This is a genomic window from Nostoc sp. TCL240-02 (assembly GCF_013343235.1).
In the GTDB taxonomy this organism is placed as follows: Bacteria; Cyanobacteriota; Cyanobacteriia; order Cyanobacteriales; family Nostocaceae; genus Nostoc.
This window is the reverse complement of record NZ_CP040094.1, coordinates 7,497,478-7,514,656: the sequence shown is the minus strand read 5'-3', so window position 1 is coordinate 7,514,656 and position 17,179 is coordinate 7,497,478. Positions and strand designations below refer to the sequence as shown.

Sequence of the window (17,179 nt, the reverse complement as noted above, 5' to 3'; positions counted from 1 at the left end):
TCTTAACCAAACTGTATTGTTTACCCATTTTCAAAAACATGGGTGTAGGAGAGAACAAAGTTTTTATCGTTATTGTCGCAACCGATATCGCTACAGTCATGGCAGAACTTCCTACAGACTACGCAAAACACGGAAACGTGAATGCAGAACCTCCTACAGACTACGCAAAACACGGAAACGTGAACGCAGAACCTCCTACAGACTACGCAAAATACGGAAATGTGAACGCAGAACCTCCTACAGACTACGCAAAATACGGAAATGTGAACGCAGAACTTCCTACAGACTACGCAAAATACGGAAACGTGAACGCAGAATCTCCTACAGCGAAGACAGAAGTTGCTACCGTCATAGTTTCGTGCCGTAATAGCTTTTTAACGGGACTTCTAAATAAAAAATATCCCACTATTCATAGTCAACAATTAAAAGTCATCAGTCAGCAACTTCAAGTGGTTGTTTTTATTTTTTGGAGTTGCCTAAATTTAATTTAACTATGAAACATCACAGTTACTAAAGGTAACAAAGCTAAAAGAAAGCCACGCCAAGATTGTAATTGAGCTTCTGGGGTTGGTTCTGGTGGTGCTAACAAAGCTTCTACTCTTTGTTCTAAACGATCTGCACCAGAGGAACCTAATGCAGCACAGCAAATTTCTGATAAGACGGGGCCGCTACTAACCACTAATAAAAGTGATTCTGCTAGCACCAGAGGGTCTACCTGCAATGCTGCATAACCATCGGCACGGAGTTCGCGCAAAGCTAAAAGTTCTTCCCACAAAGGCTCTGTATTCGGCAACCATGCAGTGCAAGAACGCACCCAACCTAGCCAGAAAAACCAGAATGTATCCCTATAATGATGATGCCCTTGCTCATGGGCTAAGACGCTTTCTAAATGAGCGGGTGAGAGAGTTTGCATTAATCCTTGGCTAACCACTAGTTCTGGTTGCCAAAAACCAATTTGACCTGCAAACAACGCGCCCGTTTGCAGCAGTCTGGCTCGTCTATCGCCAACATTCACTAAAGGGCAGTTACGGGCAGATTCTACAGATTGCCAACCCTGGAAGGCAAGTTTAATGCATGAAATGGCAAAAAATGCCAAATAAATTAATGCTAGTAAATAGCTAATTGAGCCTGTATACATCCCGCCCATTTGTCCTTGAGGCCCCATGAACAGCACAGCGATCGCAGTCATGAAAATTAGCAAGGGGGGGAAGAGAAACAAAAAGAGCGATCGCTGCCACCGCCGACTCCAACTGCCTTGATGTTGATTCCAAGCGGATCTTAACCACCAGGCAACTGCCAAAGCATTCAAAATCATTATTAGATGCATCATTTTTCCTCCCTGGCCTGGCGTGCAGATTGAATACGTTTGGCGATCGCTGCTATTTGCTCACTAGCTGCTTCATCCAGACTATCAGCAAAAGCTGCAACAACATCGGGGTTCCCCACTGCCAGAAATCGCTGTAACTGCTCATGAGCTTTGATGACATCTGATTGCTGCTTACTCAGCATTGGCCGCCAATAGAATGCTCGCTCTTTTTTATCGCAGGCTAACCAACCTTTATCAGTGAGGCGACGTAAAACGGTGGTGACAGAAGTATAGGCTAATTCGCGGTTGGGATCAGTCAAAATGCGATCGTGTACATCCTTGACTGTGGCTGAACCAAGTTCCCAGATGATATTTAAAATTTCCGCTTCCAACGGGCCTAAAGATAGTTGTTTAGGGCGGTAGTCGGGTAAAGGTGCCATAGCGATTTCGATTTGAGATTTTGGATAAGCGGAGTGGAGGTGAAAATTTCGGTTTTTGTTTGGCAAGGTTAGTCAGTATGCGTAGTGGTGCTAACTTGGAATGCCAAATACAGTTTTAGAAAGCCTGTTCTTGTTTTACATTACAGGATAATGCAGCAAGTCTGACAGTCTATAAGCATAAAAGTAGACTTTTTGAGTGTTTATTATATATTGAATGGGTTGCATAGTGCATTCTGATGCTAAAAAAATCCCTGAGAGTAATTGTAACTATAGTTAGTGTCACCAACTGGGTAGAATGTTATTTGCGGAAGTTGTATTAAAGCAGGTGTATCCAGCACGTGAAGCTATTTGTATACCACACTCCTGAATTGACTCCAACGGGTAAAGCGCCAGAATGTGCGATCGCAGTCGATGTTTTGCGGGCTACTAGCACAATAGCGACAGTTTTGGCAGCTGGAGGCGAAGCTGTACAAGTATTCAGCGATTTAGACAAGTTAGTTGAAGTTAGCGAAAAATGGCCCGCTGAAAAACGGCTGCGAGCTGGAGAACGCGGTGGCGCGAAAGTACCTGGCTTTGAGTTGGGTAACTCTCCCCTCGATTGCACACCAGAATTAGTGCAGGGGCGACGGTTGTTTATCAGTACCACAAATGGCACTCGTGCTTTACAACGGGTACAAGACTCCCCAAATCTCTTAGCAGCTGCCTTGATTAACCGGGCGGCGGTAGTGCAATTTCTCCTAGAAAAACAACCAGAGACAGTGTGGATTGTCGGTTCCGGTTGGGAAGGTAGTTTTTCTTTAGAGGATACAGTTTGTGCGGGTGCGATTGCTCATAGTATTTTACAACAAACACAGTTGTCACCAGAAGAACTAGCTGGTAACGATGAAGTGGCTGGTGCGATCGCTCTTTACTCTCAGTGGCAAGATAATTTATTAGGATTATTCCACCAAGCTAGTCACGGACAACGATTGTTGCGTCTTGACTGTCTAGATGATTTAAAATATTGTTCCCAAACTGATATTTTAGATGTTTTGCCCATACAACAAGAGACGGGAGTTTTAAAAAGAGGATAGGGAATGGGGAATGGGAGCAGGGGGCAGAGGGAGACAAGGGGGACAAGGAAAATGAAAATAATCATTCCCAATGCCCAATTCCCAATGTCCAATGCCCCATTCCCTACGTCCCATTCCCAATTTTCAAATCCCTAAGCATTTGCCGAAGTCTTTGTCGCCAATGAGGGGCATAAGTCCCTAGAATCGCAGAAATTTTCCCACAAGCAAGCACAGAATAGGATGGGCGACTTGCTGGTGTTGGATATTCGGCAGTTGTAATGGGGACAATACGTTCAATTTTTAAAGGAAAGCCTAGCTGTTGGGCTTCTTCAAAAATGGCAACGGCAAAATCATACCAGCTAGCAACGCCGCTATTTGTGTAGTGATAAGTGCCGCTAATTTCTGGGGTTAACTGGGGAATCGTCTGGGCGATGACTGCGGCTATATCTTGCGCCCAAGTCGGGCTACCAATTTGATCAGCAACAACACGGAGTTCTTGGCGTTCTGCACCTAGTCGCAGCATGGTTTTAACAAAATTACTTTTGCCAAAGGTTCCATAAACCCAAGCAGTACGGAGGATGAGGTGATGGGCGCAAGTTTCCCGAATTGCTTCTTCTCCAGCAAGTTTGGTTTTACCATAAACACTCAAGGGATTAGTTGCATCGGTTTCCTGGTAAGGGCGATACCCATTACCATCAAAAACATAATCGGTCGAAATATGAATTAGAAAAGCTCCTAATTTTTGGCTTTCTTGGGCAATAATTAGGGGTGCAGTAGCATTAATAGCGCTAGCAAGTTCGGGTTCGCTTTCGGCTTTGTCTACAGCAGTGTAAGCAGCAGCATTAATAATGATTTGCGGCTGCTTTGCTCTGATAAAGTTGCGGAGGTTATCGGGTTGGGCAAGGTCTACTATTGGGCGTGCTACTGAGATAACATTGCCATAGCTTGAGAGGATTTGTTCTAGTTCCTTACCCACTTGACCGTTGCTACCAATCAGCAAAATTGATTTAGTCATTTGTCATTTGTCCAAGAGAAGCCACGCCCACTCTTTAACGTGGTTTGAATTAGTCCGATGAAAGACAAAGTTTTTCCGCCACACCATAAAAGTAAGCTTAGGGTATCACAAGAGACGGGGTATGTACTAATGACCAATGACCAATGACTACTTAATCAAATAGTTCAGCAGTTCTCAAAGGTTTCCCGGCTTGGTCTTTAGCTGATAAAATCGGTGGCCCACTCAGGGGCCAATCTATCGCTAAATCTGGATCGTTCCATAATATGGTGCGATCGCCTTGGGGTGCGTAGTAATCTGTAGCTTTATAGAGAACTTCGGCTATTTCTGAAAGCACAAGAAACCCGTGAGCAAAGCCTGGTGGTATCCACAGTACACGTTTGTTCTCAGCACTGAGTTCATAACTTACCCATTTACCAAAGGTAGCCGAACTTTTTCTAATATCTACGGCTACGTCAAAGATAGTACCAACAATGGCCCGAACAAGTTTACCTTGAGGTTGTTGAATTTGATAGTGCAATCCCCGTAGTACATTTTGTTTAGAGCAAGAGTGGTTATCCTGGACGAAGTTGGTAACAATACCAGTCTCTTGAGCAAATTTCCGGTCGTTGTAGGCTTCAAAAAAGAATCCGCGATCGTCTGCAAATACTTTGGGTTCGAGTTGTATAACTTCGGGAATTCTGGTATGTACAATACTCATTAATATTATTTCGAGTAACCCGCCACAGTGTTAATTGTGAGAGTAATTTAATGCTTGTATTTTACAGCTAGCAGGTAACACTTCGATCGTGGCTTTTCTTCTTTTCACCAAGTAAGTCAGGTTAGTTCAATTTGACAGTCATCGCCAATTAGAAATCGCAAGGCTTTGGGGCGGCGAGGTGCAAGAGTCAATTGTGCCCGTTGCCCAATCACACTATCAATAATGCGCTGATGAATTCCGGCAATTTTAGCGCCTTCTAAAATCACGCTGTGTTCTAAATCAGTATCAATTAGTGTCGCATTGTTAGCAATACTACTATAAGGGCCAATAAAGCAGTTTTCTAAATGACAATTGCTACCAATGACTACTGGCCCCCGAATTGTGCAGTTAATTACTTTAGATTTTGCACCGATTTGGACTCGCCCAATAATCTGACTTTGGGCATCGATTTCGCCAAGAACTGATGCTGTCAAATACGTATCGAGAATCAATCGGTTAGCTTCTAATAAGTCATCTTTTTTACCAGTGTCAAGCCACCAGCCTTGAAGATTATATGCTAAAACTTGCTTATTCTGATTAATTAGGTATTGAATAGCATCAGTGATTTCTAGTTCGCCTCTGGCAGAAGGTTGGATATTTGCGATCGCATCATAGATGAGGTGAGAAAAAAAATAAACCCCTACCAATGCCAGATTTGAAGGAGGAATTTTGGGTTTTTCAATTAACTGTAATACCCGTCCTGTATCATCTACCTCAGCTACACCAAAGGCGCTAGGGTTGGCAACTGAACGCAAGAGAATCAGAGCATCTGGCTGTTGTTGGCTAAATTGTTGCAGAAAGTAACGTAATTCACCTAGTTGAATCAGGTTATCGCCCAAATACATGACAAAAGGAGAATCTCCTAAAAAGAGATGGGCGATTTGGACGGCGTGAGCAAGTCCAAGTGGCTGCTCTTGTACGATGTAGGTGATGTTTGCTCCAAAGTATTCTCCATTTCCGGTTTTCCCTTGGACTTCTGCTCCAGTTTCCGGGCTGATGATAATGCCAATATCAGTAATCCCAGCAGCGACCATTTCTTCAATGCCATACCACAAAACAGGTTTATTAGCAACTGGTACGAGTTGTTTTGCGCCGCTATAAGTAAGGGGACGTAGGCGTGTACCTTTTCCACCAGAGAGAATTAGTGCTTTCATAGGGATTTTTCATTTTTCATTTGTTATTCTCCGCGTTCCTGCGTTCTCTAAGTCCCTGCCTTACTCAACGGTATTATTTTACATGTACCGGGATAACACTTCGATGGTTGCTTTTCCTGTTTTTTCCCAACTGAATTTTTGGGAATGAGTGATACCCTGGCTAGAAAGTTGCGATCGCAGTGCCGAATTAGTTGCGATCGCCTGCATCGCCTCTGTAATTTCTCCGGTGTTGTAGGGATCGATCAGAATCGCCGCGTCTCCAGCCACTTCTGGTAAGGAGGAGAGATTGGAGGTAATGACGGGAGTACCACAAGCCATTGCTTCGAGGACAGGTAAACCAAAGCCTTCCCAGAGACTAGGGAAAACCAGAGCGATCGCTTGATTGATAATTTTTGGCAATTCACTGTAAGGAATATAATCTAGGAACTTCACTTGATTAGTTATACCTAGTTTTGTAACTTGCGCTATTAAACTTGGGGTGTAACGTGCATCAGTCGGTCCTGCTAACCAGAGTTCGTAATCTTTGCAGTTAGGCAGTGCAGCAAAGGCAGTAATTAAACGTTCAGGATTTTTGTAAGGATTATGCCGTCCCAAATAAAGGAAATAATTTTGTGTGCATAAATTCAAGCAAAGAAAATTTTTTACATCATACGCTAGTGGAATCGCAGTGATTTTTTCTTCAGAAACTCCCAAAAAACTGCTTAAATCCTGAGCCGTTGCCATTGAATTACAAATAACATGTTTTGATTGTTGTATTACAGCACGAATATAATAACTACAATAGAGTTGCTGTGTTATAGAAAACCATTGTGGAAATCTTAAAGGAATTAAATCATGAACAGTAACAATATAAGAGCAGGAAGAAAATAAAGGAGCCTCTGGGATCGGAGAAAATAATAATCTAGACTCCATCTGTTTATAAAGACTTGGTAGTTTAAATTGCGTCCATAGCAGACGCTTTAAGTTCCCTTTCATGCCAAAATCTGTTGTTATGCCTGGTGGCGATTGATGACATTTAATCCCAGAAATTTTAATTGGACTTAATACATCAATATCTAAATTTTTTAGTTCTTTTAATAAATTCAAGCTATAACTTAACCAACCTGTCGGCTGTGCTGGAGCAAAAGATAAATTTGCCAGTACGGGCATAATAAAATCCCTATATTATTAATTAGATACAGATACTTTAACGGCATTCTTTTTAATGGTAAGTAACAAAACAATAATTTTTAGACTGTTAGGATTAGCTGTAGTTATAAATTCGCCGAAGAATTTATAAAGAAGATATACGCGTAACAATAGTTGTTCCCAACCAGGACGATGTTTTTGATAATAATAAATTTGGCTACGTCTATATTCAATAGACATTGCATTAGCAGCTTTCTTTATCGAATATCCTTTCAAATGAATCAAAGATACATGAGGCGTGTAGATAATTTTATACCCTTCATACTGCGCTCTTTGGCACAAATCTGATTCTTCAAAATACATGAAAAAATTTTCGTCAAATCCACCTAATTGATGAAATAAATTTGAGCGAATAAAAAAAGCAGCCCCTACAACAATATCAACTTCTCGAACTTCTTGGAATTTCCGCTCAATCAAATTTTGCTGAGAGATATCTTGATAAGCTTGATGAAGCCGACGAGCTTCATATTCACCTTTAATTCCTAATGCTGGCGAAACAGAAATTTGTAAGCTTCCATCTGGATTTAGCAGTTTTGGACCAATAATTCCTACTTGTGGATCTGCTTGCATCAATTCAATTAAAGGCGGTATAATATTACTGTTAAGTACAGTATCAGTATTTAATAAAAATAAGAATTCTCCACTAGCAAGTTTTGCACCTGCATTATTCCCTGCTCCAAAACCACTATTATCTAACTGTTTAACTAAGCGAATTTGGGGATAATTTGTCTCAACTAATTCAGCACTGCCGTCGCTAGAAGCATTGTCTACAAGAATGATTTCATGGTTAGCTATATCAATAAATTTTTGTATAGAGTTTAAGCAATCTGGTAAAATATCTGCTCCATTATAGTTAACTAAAATAATCGATACCGAGATAGGTTGTTGCTGATTCATTTTTTTGTGATATTGCTCTTAGCCATTTTAAATATGGGCAACACCTTGAAGATATAATTTTTAACTCGTTGAATATCGAATAAAATTTTAAAAATGAAAATTCGTAGTGCTATGCCTTCAGAATGATATCCAGCTTTTAAACTTTGGTAACAGAGCTTAAGAATGCCACAACCAAAATCTAATTGCCGATCGTCAAAAGGATTATACCAACTTGAATCTAATTGGTGGTAAAATCTAGCCTGAAATACTTTACTCAACTTAGAGTGAATTATATAGCTTTTACCTGTAATTTTATATTTTTTACTGAACCATAGCATAAATTCAGTATAAAAATTACCAGCATTTTGCATTGCTCCTACTGCATTGCAACTATGAAGCCTATAGCGGACTAATGGTTGGCGAATATGAGCAATCTTACCTTTTTGAATTGCAACCAATGCTATCCACCAATCATGATGCCAACCAATTTCATCTTGTTGGGGAAAGGGTAGAATATAAGGAAGTAGAGAATTAGAAAATAACAAAGAGCATCCTGTCACGACATTACGAAGTAGTAACAATTCTACCGTGGCTTTTTCGGGATTACGTCCTTCAAAATCCCAAGTAGAAGGATTGATAGTTTGGTCATCACTGTTTATTAACTCCAAATCAGAATGAACCAATAGTGCGTGTTCAGCGCGTAACTTTTTTAACAATACTTCTAGCTTTTCTGGTTGCCAAATATCATCTTGGTCAGAGAAGCTTATGGCTGTAACTGTGTGGTCTTGAATACAGTATTCCAAACCCCGTTCAAAATTATAGTAATGTTTAAGATTATCGCTATGAAAATGAAAAATAAACCGTGAATCATTGCCAACAATTTCTTGCATTGCACTTTGATATTCAGGTTGGGAGCAGTCATCAACAATATGACAGACCCAATTGCACCAAGTCTGATTTTGAATAGACTGTATCTGTTTCTGAAAATATTCAAGCTGAGGATTATAGGTCGCTAAAACAATACCGATTTTTTCTTTAGCCTGCATTTAAGTGAAATTTATAAGTTTGACATAAAGAAATGTTGTAATTTAAAGCGAAATTATTGTTAGTAAGTTAATATTTCCTGTTTAATAATGATAATATTAGGAATTTTCCGGTTAATAATTTTTACTAGATATTGACTAAACTAGTATTTTGGAAAAACTATTTTGTGAGTTTTAGATTAGTTTGTTTTCTAGATACTTGAGCATAATAGCTCTCCTTTAATATTTGTTAAGGATTATACTTGTATTCCCATATTGGATAGTGAGAGCGGAACTTTCTTACATCTGAAATATACTAGAGATGAGCGCCAGAGCGATTCTGATCTGTATAGGTGTATTGCAGCTTATTACCTACGATGTTTTCAATTTGTTGCTGATTTCTGAATTTCTTATTAAGGGCGTATGATGTAATCATCACGCAAAAGTGATAATTTTAACTCAAATTTTCTATACCATTCAATTAGAAGTATCAAAGCAAAAATAAAGCGTTCTCGAATAATACCTTGCTGAAGATCGACCTTTACCATTTGACATATTTTGTTGATATCTAATCCTGGAAAGTGTATTCCCGCAAAATAATTATCGACTCCACCATGAGTCTCAAACCACTGTTTTAACCAATTTCCCATAGGTAGTACAAACCCTTGCTTACGGCGCTGCATAATTTCCTTGGGTAACCAACGCCCAGCCACACGACGCAGAGCGATTTTACTTATTTCATTGGACATTCTCTCACGCTCTTGTAGATTTAGTCCGATTTCAACTAGTTGTGGCTGCAAAAATGGGGCACGTCCTTCTAAACTATGAGCCATTGCCATCCTGTCATATTTCACCAGCAAATCATCGGGTAGCCAAGTTGCCATATCTGCACTACTGGCTCTTTGCAAAGGGTTTACAGCAGAGTCTAGCCAAGAAAGCAAGTCACTTTCCCACTCATCCATTTCGGGATGCGATCGCCCCATAAGTTGTTCGCGCTGTGCTGCATCTGACAACAATGGAAACCCAGAAGGTGTGATTGGTAAAGGGTTACGCACTAAACTTTGATATGATTCTGATGTATCAGGCGATCGCCCCAATAATTCCTTAAGGCTGTTTTTCCAACTTTTTTTCGAGGCAAAACGATTATAGTAACTGTATCCCCCAAATATTTCATCTGCACCTTCTCCAGATAGCACCACAGTGACGTGTTGCTTTGCCTCTTTGCACAGCCAGTAAAGTGGTAGCATGGCTTGATCCCCAATTGGCTCATCCAAAGTAGCAGCTACCACAGGTAGCAATTGGGCAAAACTGTTGTCATCAAACATAAAATGATGATGATTACTACCAATGGCTTGAGATACTTGTTGAGCATAAATGCTTTCATCATGGTCTTTTGAGCAAAATCCCATAGAAAAAGTATCTATTTGTGGATTGTGCCGAGCGGCGATCGCTGCCACAATTGAACTGTCAAGTCCTCCTGAAAGAAAAACACCTACAGGCACATCAGCGATTAATCTTGACACGACAGCCTCTTCTAGCTGTTTAGCTAATTCCTCATCAGATACGCGGCGTTGTTTATCAATTGGAATTTGATAGTAGCGAAATCTTTGTGGTACAGGATTGTCTACCGGAATGCAAAGCCTTTCACCAGGTAATACTCGCTTAATATCTTTGAGAATCGTGCGATCGCCAGGGACAAAATGTAGTGCTAGGTAGCGATCTAAGCCCACAGTATCTATCTCGTTATTAACCCACGACAATGCTGCCAAAGCTAACATATTTGAGCTATAAGCAAAACGCCCTTCGCCGTAGCAATAAAAAAGTGGCTTTTCTCCAAAGCGATCTCTCGCAAGATGCAGTTCACGAGTTCTACGATCAAAAATGGCGATCGCATACATCCCGTCGATTTTTTCTAGCAGTCCCTCAATCCCCCACTGGACAAAACCATGAGCTAAAACTTCTGTGTCACTATTAGTTTTAAAGACAAAATCTTGCTGTTCTAGTTCTTTTTTTAACTTTTGGTAGTTATAAATCTCACCATTTTGAAAAGCAATAATTTGTCCGTTTTGACTTGTCAGGGGTTGCCAGCCGTGTTCTAAATCAATAACTGCAAGGCGACGCATTCCCATCGCCACAGAGCCTTCAATAAAGTTTCCAGATCCATCTGGACCGCGTGCAAGCATGACATCTCGCATCATTTCTATGATGGCTTCGGGAATTATATTAAAGGATCTGTCAATTAACCCAACTATTCCACACACAAAATATTTTTCCTTAAATTAATTTTTATCTTTTAACATTCAGTCAGATTTATACTAATTACACTATTCATATAGAGATTCTAACTACAAATAAATATAGAGATTCTAACTACAAATAAATTACGCATACACTATATCTACAAATAATTTTAATAAGGCAGCCAGCGAATATAAAAAATAAAAAATTTGGCTTCCAAGCTATTTAGATGCACTGTGTATTTTGACTAAGTAATTGATAAATTACTTCATTAATATTGTCTTAATTTAAGAGGTTGTTTGAAAAAAAAGGGTTGACTTGAGCCTCAAGTGCGACTCAGGGGCGCGATCTCAAATCCCAAAACTTCGATTCTCTCGTAGCAGTTTCTCGGTAGCCAGGCTAGTCAAACATACGCTTCTGGACTTTTCAAACATCCTCTAATAACAGACAACTTTTTGGGCAAGTTATCTTAAAATTACCCAGATTTCTTATGCCTCAATATAGACAAGCAGAAGTCAGTTTCCAGTCCACCTGGCATCTCCATTAGTATTGCCTCAAATTCCAACAACAATTTAAGAATAGTTAAGGCTGCGGGATTTTTGTCATCTAAAAACTGGTTGTGATCTAGCAAAGGATAAAGGGGGTGGAGTAATCCACCTCCAAAAGGATGATAAACTTCCATGTCAAAGTAGTTTTCCAGGAAAGGGAGAATCAACTTGGAACGTACACATTCGGATGGATCAGTAGCGATCGCCTGCTCAATGGTGTGATTTTGAAATTCTCCTCTAGCACCTGCTCTTAATACATCAGGAAAACACTTATATAGACGATTAATTATTTTTATTTGTTGTTTATTATAAATATTGTAACAGTCACCAACGTATTCGTTAATGATAAAATAACCGTTTGACTTAAGGCATTTCTGAATAATTGCTAAAAATCTTTCCAATTCTTTAACATGATGCAGCGACCCAGAGCATAGCACTAAATCATATTTTTTTTCATCTATCACAGTAAATGCGTTTAGATCATCTTGGTAAAAATTTATTGTAGCTCCAGCATTTGAAGCATTTTGTCTAGCAATTTCTAGAGAAGCTTGTGAAAAGTCAAAAGCATCAATTGTTTTGACGATACCGGATTTGGCAACAATCACCTCGTGGTCACCAATTCCACAGCCTGGAGATAGCAGGCTTTCAAATTTTTGTCCAGCAAAATAATCTTCAATTAGCCAAGTGAGCCAGTGTTTTTTTGACTGGCCTCCAGACATCCGTTGGTAAACTATTTCTGCAATAATTGGGTTTGAAGTCCATTGACTGCTAGAATAAGCAGCATTAGGATTTGTTTCCCAATAATTTTGAGCTTGATCTTGATCTTGATTATTAGTTACTGATTTTTCTAGCATCAATCCACTCGAATATTGTATATTTTTTTCCAAGTTATGATTCAGTTCACTTTGTCTGTGCTGTAGATTTTTAACCTTTGAGAGTAAACTTATTACTTGTAAAATAAGCTTCTTCAAAAATTTCGGCATAATTCTGCACCATATCCTCAAAGTTATTTAAACAACCTAATACATGATGAGAATTATCTGCGAAGCGCGATCGCATCTTTTCATCTTGTAATAAACGTAAAATGGCTTCAGCTAACTGTTCTAAGTTACCTGGCTCATAAAAAATGGCGTTATTTCCTGGTTGTACCTGCTCTTGAACTCCAAATACAGGTGTGGTGATAATTGGTAGTCCATAAGCCATTGCCTCTAAAATGACTCGTGGAAAGCTTTCAATTCGAGAGGTAAGGATAAAAATATCTGCGGCTTGGTAATATTGGGCAATATCAGGTGTTTCTGGTATCATGCTCACTTTTTGCTTGATAGCCTCTGGGAGTTGGGTGACAAGATTTTTTAACTCAGTACTGTAACTACTGGGGCGATCGCCTACAATAAAAACCCTGACTTTACCATGCCATTCCTGAGGTAGTTGTGCTAATGCTAATGCTAGATCGTGTTGTCCCTTGCGTTCACAAACAGTTCCTAGCAAGAGGAAGACAACTTCATCTTCACTAACATTCAGTAATTTTCTGGCTTTGTCTCTTGTCCAACTTTTGCTTTTCTCTTCTAGCCTTTCTAAATTTAAACCATTGTGAATTACAGTAAAATTGTGATGACTATTTAAAGATAAGTATCTTTCTTTGGTGGCATCAGCTACAAAAACTACCCGGTAAGGAAAGCGAAAGCATTCTAAAGCACGAGCCGCAATTTCATGCCCAAAATTATTGAAGTAACTTTGCCAAGGTTCACTTTCTCGCACGTTCCAAATTGAGGGTATACCTAAATTATTAGCAGCTGCGATCGCGTAAAAAGTCTGCAACGTATTAGCATAAATTATCTCTCCTTTCAGTTCTTCAATAAATGCTGCTAATATAGAGATTGTTTGGTTATAATCGATATTTGTGACTACATCCTTAAGTGGATGTTCTTTGACGTATACAGGAATTCCTTGTTTTTCATAATCTGTCTTCAATGGCCCATTTTGAGGCGAATAAATTATGGGATCAATCACACCCATTTGTTTCAATTTGACTGTTACTTCATACTGACTGTAAGGGGCACCTTCCCAATTTAAATTATGAGTAAATACTAGAGCCTTAATTGGCTTTAATGAGCCAAGTACAATTCTCCGAGGCTGAATTTTGAACTCCTCATTATTTAAAGACAAGTGAGGGCTATACCAAGGATCAATTTTGCCATTGTATTTACGTTTAAACGCAGCTGGTTCTCTAGGATTATCCCTAAAACCTCTAGAAGCACCTTCTTTATGAAGTAACTCGGCAGTAGAACAATAGACGGAACGGTATCCCTTTTCTAATAATCTATAACAATAGTCCACATCGTTATAAGCGACTGCAAACTGCTTCTCATCAAACCCACCTAATTCTAAAAATAACTGGCGGGGAGTGAGTAGACACGCAGCCGTAACAGCCGAATAATTACGGCTAACTTTTGCATAGGAAAGATAACCAGAATCCCAGCTAGGCACATTTTTAAACGCTGGTCCTGCCAAGCCGTGATATAAACCATGAATAATCCCAGCATGTTGAATAGTTTGATTAGGATAGAGTAAGCGAGCGCCTACAGATCCTACCCCTTCAAATGAAGCGAAGCCCATCATTTGACTTAGCCAATGGGGAGATATCACTTCAGTGTCATTATTCAAAAATAGAATATAATCACTATCAACTTCTTCAGCAGCACGATTATTAATAGCAGCAAAATTAAACCCACCACCACCATTTCCAATCCGCAAAACTTGATGAGGGATTTGGTCTAAATAAGCTAGTGTTTTTGAGTCATCGCTTTCATTATCAATGACGACAACTTGATAATTCTTATATGTCGTCTTTTTCAAAGAATTCAAACATGCTTGGAGCAAAGTCAACTGATTTTTTGTAGGAATAATAATTGTTACACTTGGTCCTTGATCGGGAAATTGGTATTCAAAGATTCCACACCCTGCTTTTGCAGCCCAATCTGGATGATACACAGTTCCCGAAATGTTGCGACGTTCTAGTGCTTCTTGCAGAGCTTTTTGCCCAGATGTAAAGCTAGCTGGTTTGGCAGAACCGGATGTTGCTGTTGAACCTGGAACTGCTCGCCAGTGATACAACACTAAGGGAAGATGCCCAATATGATGAGAAATTTCTGTAGCTCTCAAGGCAAAATCATAATCTTGCGACCCTTCAAATCCAACCCGTAACCCCCCAACTTGCTGGAAAATACTGCGTTTAACTACGCATAAATGACTGAGGTACATATAGGAAAGCAGCAGCTCTGGCGACCAATCCGGTTTAAACTGTGGTGCAAAGCGACAGCCGTTAGTATTTATCTTGTCATCATCTGAGTAAAGAAAGTCGGTTTCTGGATGCTCTGCTAAATATAAAGCCACTTCCCCAAGAGCATCAGGGGTTAGCTCGTCATCATGATCCAAAAACACTAAATAATCAGCATTGGCTAGGCTAGCAGCGCTGTTAGTTGCAGCACTAATGTTGCCGTTTTCTTCTCGAAAAACTACGCGGATACGCCCATCACTGGCAGCCCATCGCTTTAATGTTAAATGTACTGCTGGATCGGTACTGCGATCGTCAGCAATACAAAGCTCCCAGTTTTCATAAACCTGATTGATGACGCTGGCAATAGCTGATTCCAGAAATGGAATTTGGGGATTGAAAACAGGCATCACTACAGAAATCTTTGGGAGGCTGGTTTTGGCTGCCTTTAAACGGTAGGTTAGATGAGAGAGCGATCGCTCATTTAATTCGTTCACTTCTAACCACGCGTCATAAACATCAAGGGGTTGAGGAATTAGGAAACCAGGAGGAAGTGTTGTTAAATCTGGATATAAATTTTTTTGTTGTCTGTAAAGGTTGATCACCCGCCTTGCTAATAAAGGTAACTCTCCCACAGTGGGAAAGCGGCCAAGTCGTTCACGTCTTTCTATTATTCGCTTAACGATCAGCTTGGCAAATTTGATTAATTTCTGAAATCTAAGTTTCCAATTTTGCAAAAACTTAAAGCGGTAAACAACCAACACCTCAGATGCAGGAAAGGTTACTATCTCACCTGACTCTAAGTAAGCATTCAAAGCAATTTTCCAGCTTCCAGGTGGCACATCAATAGTGACAACAAATCCACTATTTATGCTATTAGGAGATTGTGGATAAGTTTGTCCTACGTCTTTACGAAGATAACCGTAGTTACAATCTACGACAATTTTACCGCAAGATAGTGTTAATTTAGTTACCTTGAGCTTCGGATGGAAACACCAACCAGAAAAACAAATATTACTGTTTTCTTGCTTCCATTCTACGGGAGAATCGAATGCAGCTTTGATAAATAAACCTAATTTTTTCATCTGCAACTGCTCTAATTCTGTCTGAGTTTGTTGCAATTTCGATTGCAACTGCTCCAATTCTCCCTGAGTTTGTTGCAATCGAAATTGCTCCACTTCCGCCTGAATTTGGTGCAATTCTGATTGAGAACGCTCCAGTTCAGCCTGAATTTGGTGCAATTCCGATTGTGAACGTTCCAGTTCAGCCTGAATTTGCTGTATCTTTCTACTATTTGATATATCGATAGAATTTGTCATTTTATACAGATCCGGTAAGCTAAAACTGTACTCAGTCTTCGCAATAGATAAGATATCTTTATTTTGCAAAAGAGTAGAAAGCTTTTCATATGCAATGCTTTGGATTAAAGACAAACTATGACTTAAATATAAAAATGCTTTTTCTAATTCATACTCTGCGCCTTCTTGAAAATTACTTTTTCTTATATTTTTTTTAAAAGCTTGTTTAAATAGATCGATATCAAGATCATCAAAAATATTTCTATATATTTGATATTGTTCAAAAAGAGAGCGAACCGAATTATTTGGGTGACTTAAATTATCCTCATTTTTGCGGATTCTGTACTTGACTAACTTATCTTCCATGATGAAGATATCATATTTTTTAACCAGTTTTATCCACATATCAAAATCTTGTAGTTGAATTGATGCCAAGTTGAATAACCCAGCTTCCAATAACATCTTTTTTTCTAAAAAAGCGGTAACAGCACATAAATAGTTACCTTGCATAAAGAAATAGTTGAGAATTTCTGCACTAGTTTTGTTACTATTATTAAAATAATTTCTGGCGAAATGCTTTCCAGTAACTGGATGACTGTCATCATCTATGAAATCAACAGACGAAAAAATTATTTGATTAATTTTTGGATATAAATATTGATATTGTTTTTCTAACCGTTGTGGATAACAGACATCATCCCCAGACATTAAAGCAATATACTTACCTCTAGCTGCTATAATTCCTACATTTAGAGCAGTACTCGTACCTTGATTTTCTTGATTAATATAAACAATCCGACTATCTTGAAAGCTTCTAATAACTTCATCATTTCTATCAGTCGAGCCATCATTGATAACTATCAACTCAAAATCTGTAAAAGTCTGATCTAGAACACTTTGAATAGCCTCAGCAATATATTTTTCATGGTTATAAGTAGTCATAACTACACTTATTAAAGGTGAATTTAGTTTCATTTACAAATCCTTATACTAAAGTTGTTATTAATGCTTGAATTGATTAATTTTTTAGAT

The 17,179-nt window shown here is 39.2% G+C and carries 13 protein-coding genes; 2 read left to right on the top strand and 11 right to left on the bottom strand.

All coding sequences use genetic code 11. The annotated features are described in order from the left end of the window. The first annotated feature begins 38 nt into the window (after nucleotides 1–38). A complete protein-coding gene (locus tag FBB35_RS32230) occupies nucleotides 39–491 on the top strand; it encodes a hypothetical protein (protein WP_174713078.1) in 453 nt (150 codons plus the stop codon). On the opposite strand, the gene FBB35_RS32225 is transcribed toward FBB35_RS32230, so the two are convergent. Both FBB35_RS32225 and FBB35_RS32220 read right to left on the bottom strand, forming a co-directional pair. Then, nucleotides 488–1,327 carry a M56 family metallopeptidase gene (locus tag FBB35_RS32225; RefSeq protein ID WP_174713849.1) on the bottom strand — a complete coding sequence of 280 codons (840 nt, stop codon included), beginning with the start codon at nucleotides 1,325–1,327 and terminating at the stop codon, nucleotides 488–490. The two genes, FBB35_RS32230 and FBB35_RS32225, sit on opposite strands and share 4 nt — an antisense overlap. Next, nucleotides 1,327–1,746: a BlaI/MecI/CopY family transcriptional regulator gene (locus FBB35_RS32220; RefSeq protein WP_094329782.1), complete on the bottom strand. Its 420-nt coding sequence runs from the start codon at nucleotides 1,744–1,746 to the stop codon at nucleotides 1,327–1,329. Before FBB35_RS32220 ends, FBB35_RS32225 begins: the two co-directional genes overlap by 1 nt. A 338-nt stretch (nucleotides 1,747–2,084) precedes the next feature. Between FBB35_RS32220 and FBB35_RS32215 the strand changes: the two genes are divergently transcribed. Further along, the gene (locus FBB35_RS32215) at nucleotides 2,085–2,819 is read left to right on the top strand and encodes a 2-phosphosulfolactate phosphatase family protein (RefSeq protein ID WP_163930222.1); all 735 of its coding nucleotides are present in this window, start codon (nucleotides 2,085–2,087) and stop codon (nucleotides 2,817–2,819) included. 103 nt (nucleotides 2,820–2,922) lie between these two features. Here the strand turns inward: FBB35_RS32215 and rfbD are convergent, their stop codons facing one another. The 9 genes from rfbD to FBB35_RS32170 form a co-directional block, all read right to left on the bottom strand. Beyond that, complete coding sequence (rfbD, locus tag FBB35_RS32210; protein WP_174713076.1) at nucleotides 2,923–3,813, bottom strand: dTDP-4-dehydrorhamnose reductase; 891 nt, start codon at nucleotides 3,811–3,813, stop codon at nucleotides 2,923–2,925. 151 nt (nucleotides 3,814–3,964) lie between these two features. Beyond that, complete coding sequence (gene rfbC, locus FBB35_RS32205) at nucleotides 3,965–4,510, bottom strand: dTDP-4-dehydrorhamnose 3,5-epimerase (RefSeq protein ID WP_174713074.1); 546 nt, start codon at nucleotides 4,508–4,510, stop codon at nucleotides 3,965–3,967. Nucleotides 4,511–4,626: 116 nt separating this feature from the next. Then, nucleotides 4,627–5,703, bottom strand: coding sequence for a glucose-1-phosphate thymidylyltransferase (locus FBB35_RS32200; protein WP_174713072.1), 1,077 nt, complete (start codon nucleotides 5,701–5,703; stop codon nucleotides 4,627–4,629). Nucleotides 5,704–5,781: 78 nt separating this feature from the next. Beyond that, nucleotides 5,782–6,852: a glycosyltransferase family 1 protein gene (locus FBB35_RS32195; RefSeq protein ID WP_174713069.1), complete on the bottom strand. Its 1,071-nt coding sequence runs from the start codon at nucleotides 6,850–6,852 to the stop codon at nucleotides 5,782–5,784. Between the two features lie 18 nt (nucleotides 6,853–6,870). After that, nucleotides 6,871–7,788, bottom strand: coding sequence for a glycosyltransferase family 2 protein (locus FBB35_RS32190; RefSeq protein WP_174713067.1), 918 nt, complete (start codon nucleotides 7,786–7,788; stop codon nucleotides 6,871–6,873). After that, nucleotides 7,785–8,813: a glycosyltransferase family 2 protein gene (locus FBB35_RS32185; RefSeq protein WP_174713064.1), complete on the bottom strand. Its 1,029-nt coding sequence runs from the start codon at nucleotides 8,811–8,813 to the stop codon at nucleotides 7,785–7,787. The genes FBB35_RS32190 and FBB35_RS32185 overlap by 4 nt, the downstream gene beginning before the upstream one ends. Nucleotides 8,814–9,202: 389 nt before the next feature. Beyond that, the gene (gene asnB, locus FBB35_RS32180; protein ID WP_174713061.1) at nucleotides 9,203–11,050 is read right to left on the bottom strand and encodes an asparagine synthase (glutamine-hydrolyzing); all 1,848 of its coding nucleotides are present in this window, start codon (nucleotides 11,048–11,050) and stop codon (nucleotides 9,203–9,205) included. Nucleotides 11,051–11,502: 452 nt separating this feature from the next. After that, nucleotides 11,503–12,429, bottom strand: coding sequence for a bifunctional 2-polyprenyl-6-hydroxyphenol methylase/3-demethylubiquinol 3-O-methyltransferase UbiG (locus tag FBB35_RS32175; RefSeq protein ID WP_217481685.1), 927 nt, complete (start codon nucleotides 12,427–12,429; stop codon nucleotides 11,503–11,505). A 70-nt stretch (nucleotides 12,430–12,499) separates the two neighbouring features. Further along, nucleotides 12,500–17,122 carry a glycosyltransferase gene (locus FBB35_RS32170; protein ID WP_217481684.1) on the bottom strand — a complete coding sequence of 1,541 codons (4,623 nt, stop codon included), beginning with the start codon at nucleotides 17,120–17,122 and terminating at the stop codon, nucleotides 12,500–12,502. Nucleotides 17,123–17,179: the final 57 nt, after the last annotated feature.

Bases quoted from the DNA above. Each gene is read 5' to 3' on its own strand.
- FBB35_RS32190 (WP_174713067.1), bottom strand. From the start codon at position 7,788: ATGAATCAGCAACAACCTATCTCGGTATCGATTATTTTAGTTAACTAT.
- rfbD (WP_174713076.1), bottom strand. From the start codon at position 3,813: ATGACTAAATCAATTTTGCTGATTGGTAGCAACGGTCAAGTGGGTAAG.
- FBB35_RS32185 (WP_174713064.1), bottom strand. From the start codon at position 8,813: ATGCAGGCTAAAGAAAAAATCGGTATTGTTTTAGCGACCTATAATCCT.
- FBB35_RS32175 (WP_217481685.1), bottom strand. From the start codon at position 12,429: ATGCTAGAAAAATCAGTAACTAATAATCAAGATCAAGATCAAGCTCAA.
- FBB35_RS32225 (WP_174713849.1), bottom strand. From the start codon at position 1,327: ATGCATCTAATAATGATTTTGAATGCTTTGGCAGTTGCCTGGTGGTTA.
- FBB35_RS32195 (WP_174713069.1), bottom strand. From the start codon at position 6,852: ATGCCCGTACTGGCAAATTTATCTTTTGCTCCAGCACAGCCGACAGGT.
- FBB35_RS32220 (WP_094329782.1), bottom strand. From the start codon at position 1,746: ATGGCACCTTTACCCGACTACCGCCCTAAACAACTATCTTTAGGCCCG.
- FBB35_RS32170 (WP_217481684.1), bottom strand. From the start codon at position 17,122: ATGAAACTAAATTCACCTTTAATAAGTGTAGTTATGACTACTTATAAC.
- FBB35_RS32200 (WP_174713072.1), bottom strand. From the start codon at position 5,703: ATGAAAGCACTAATTCTCTCTGGTGGAAAAGGTACACGCCTACGTCCC.
- FBB35_RS32230 (WP_174713078.1), top strand. From the start codon at position 39: ATGGGTGTAGGAGAGAACAAAGTTTTTATCGTTATTGTCGCAACCGAT.
- rfbC (WP_174713074.1), bottom strand. From the start codon at position 4,510: ATGAGTATTGTACATACCAGAATTCCCGAAGTTATACAACTCGAACCC.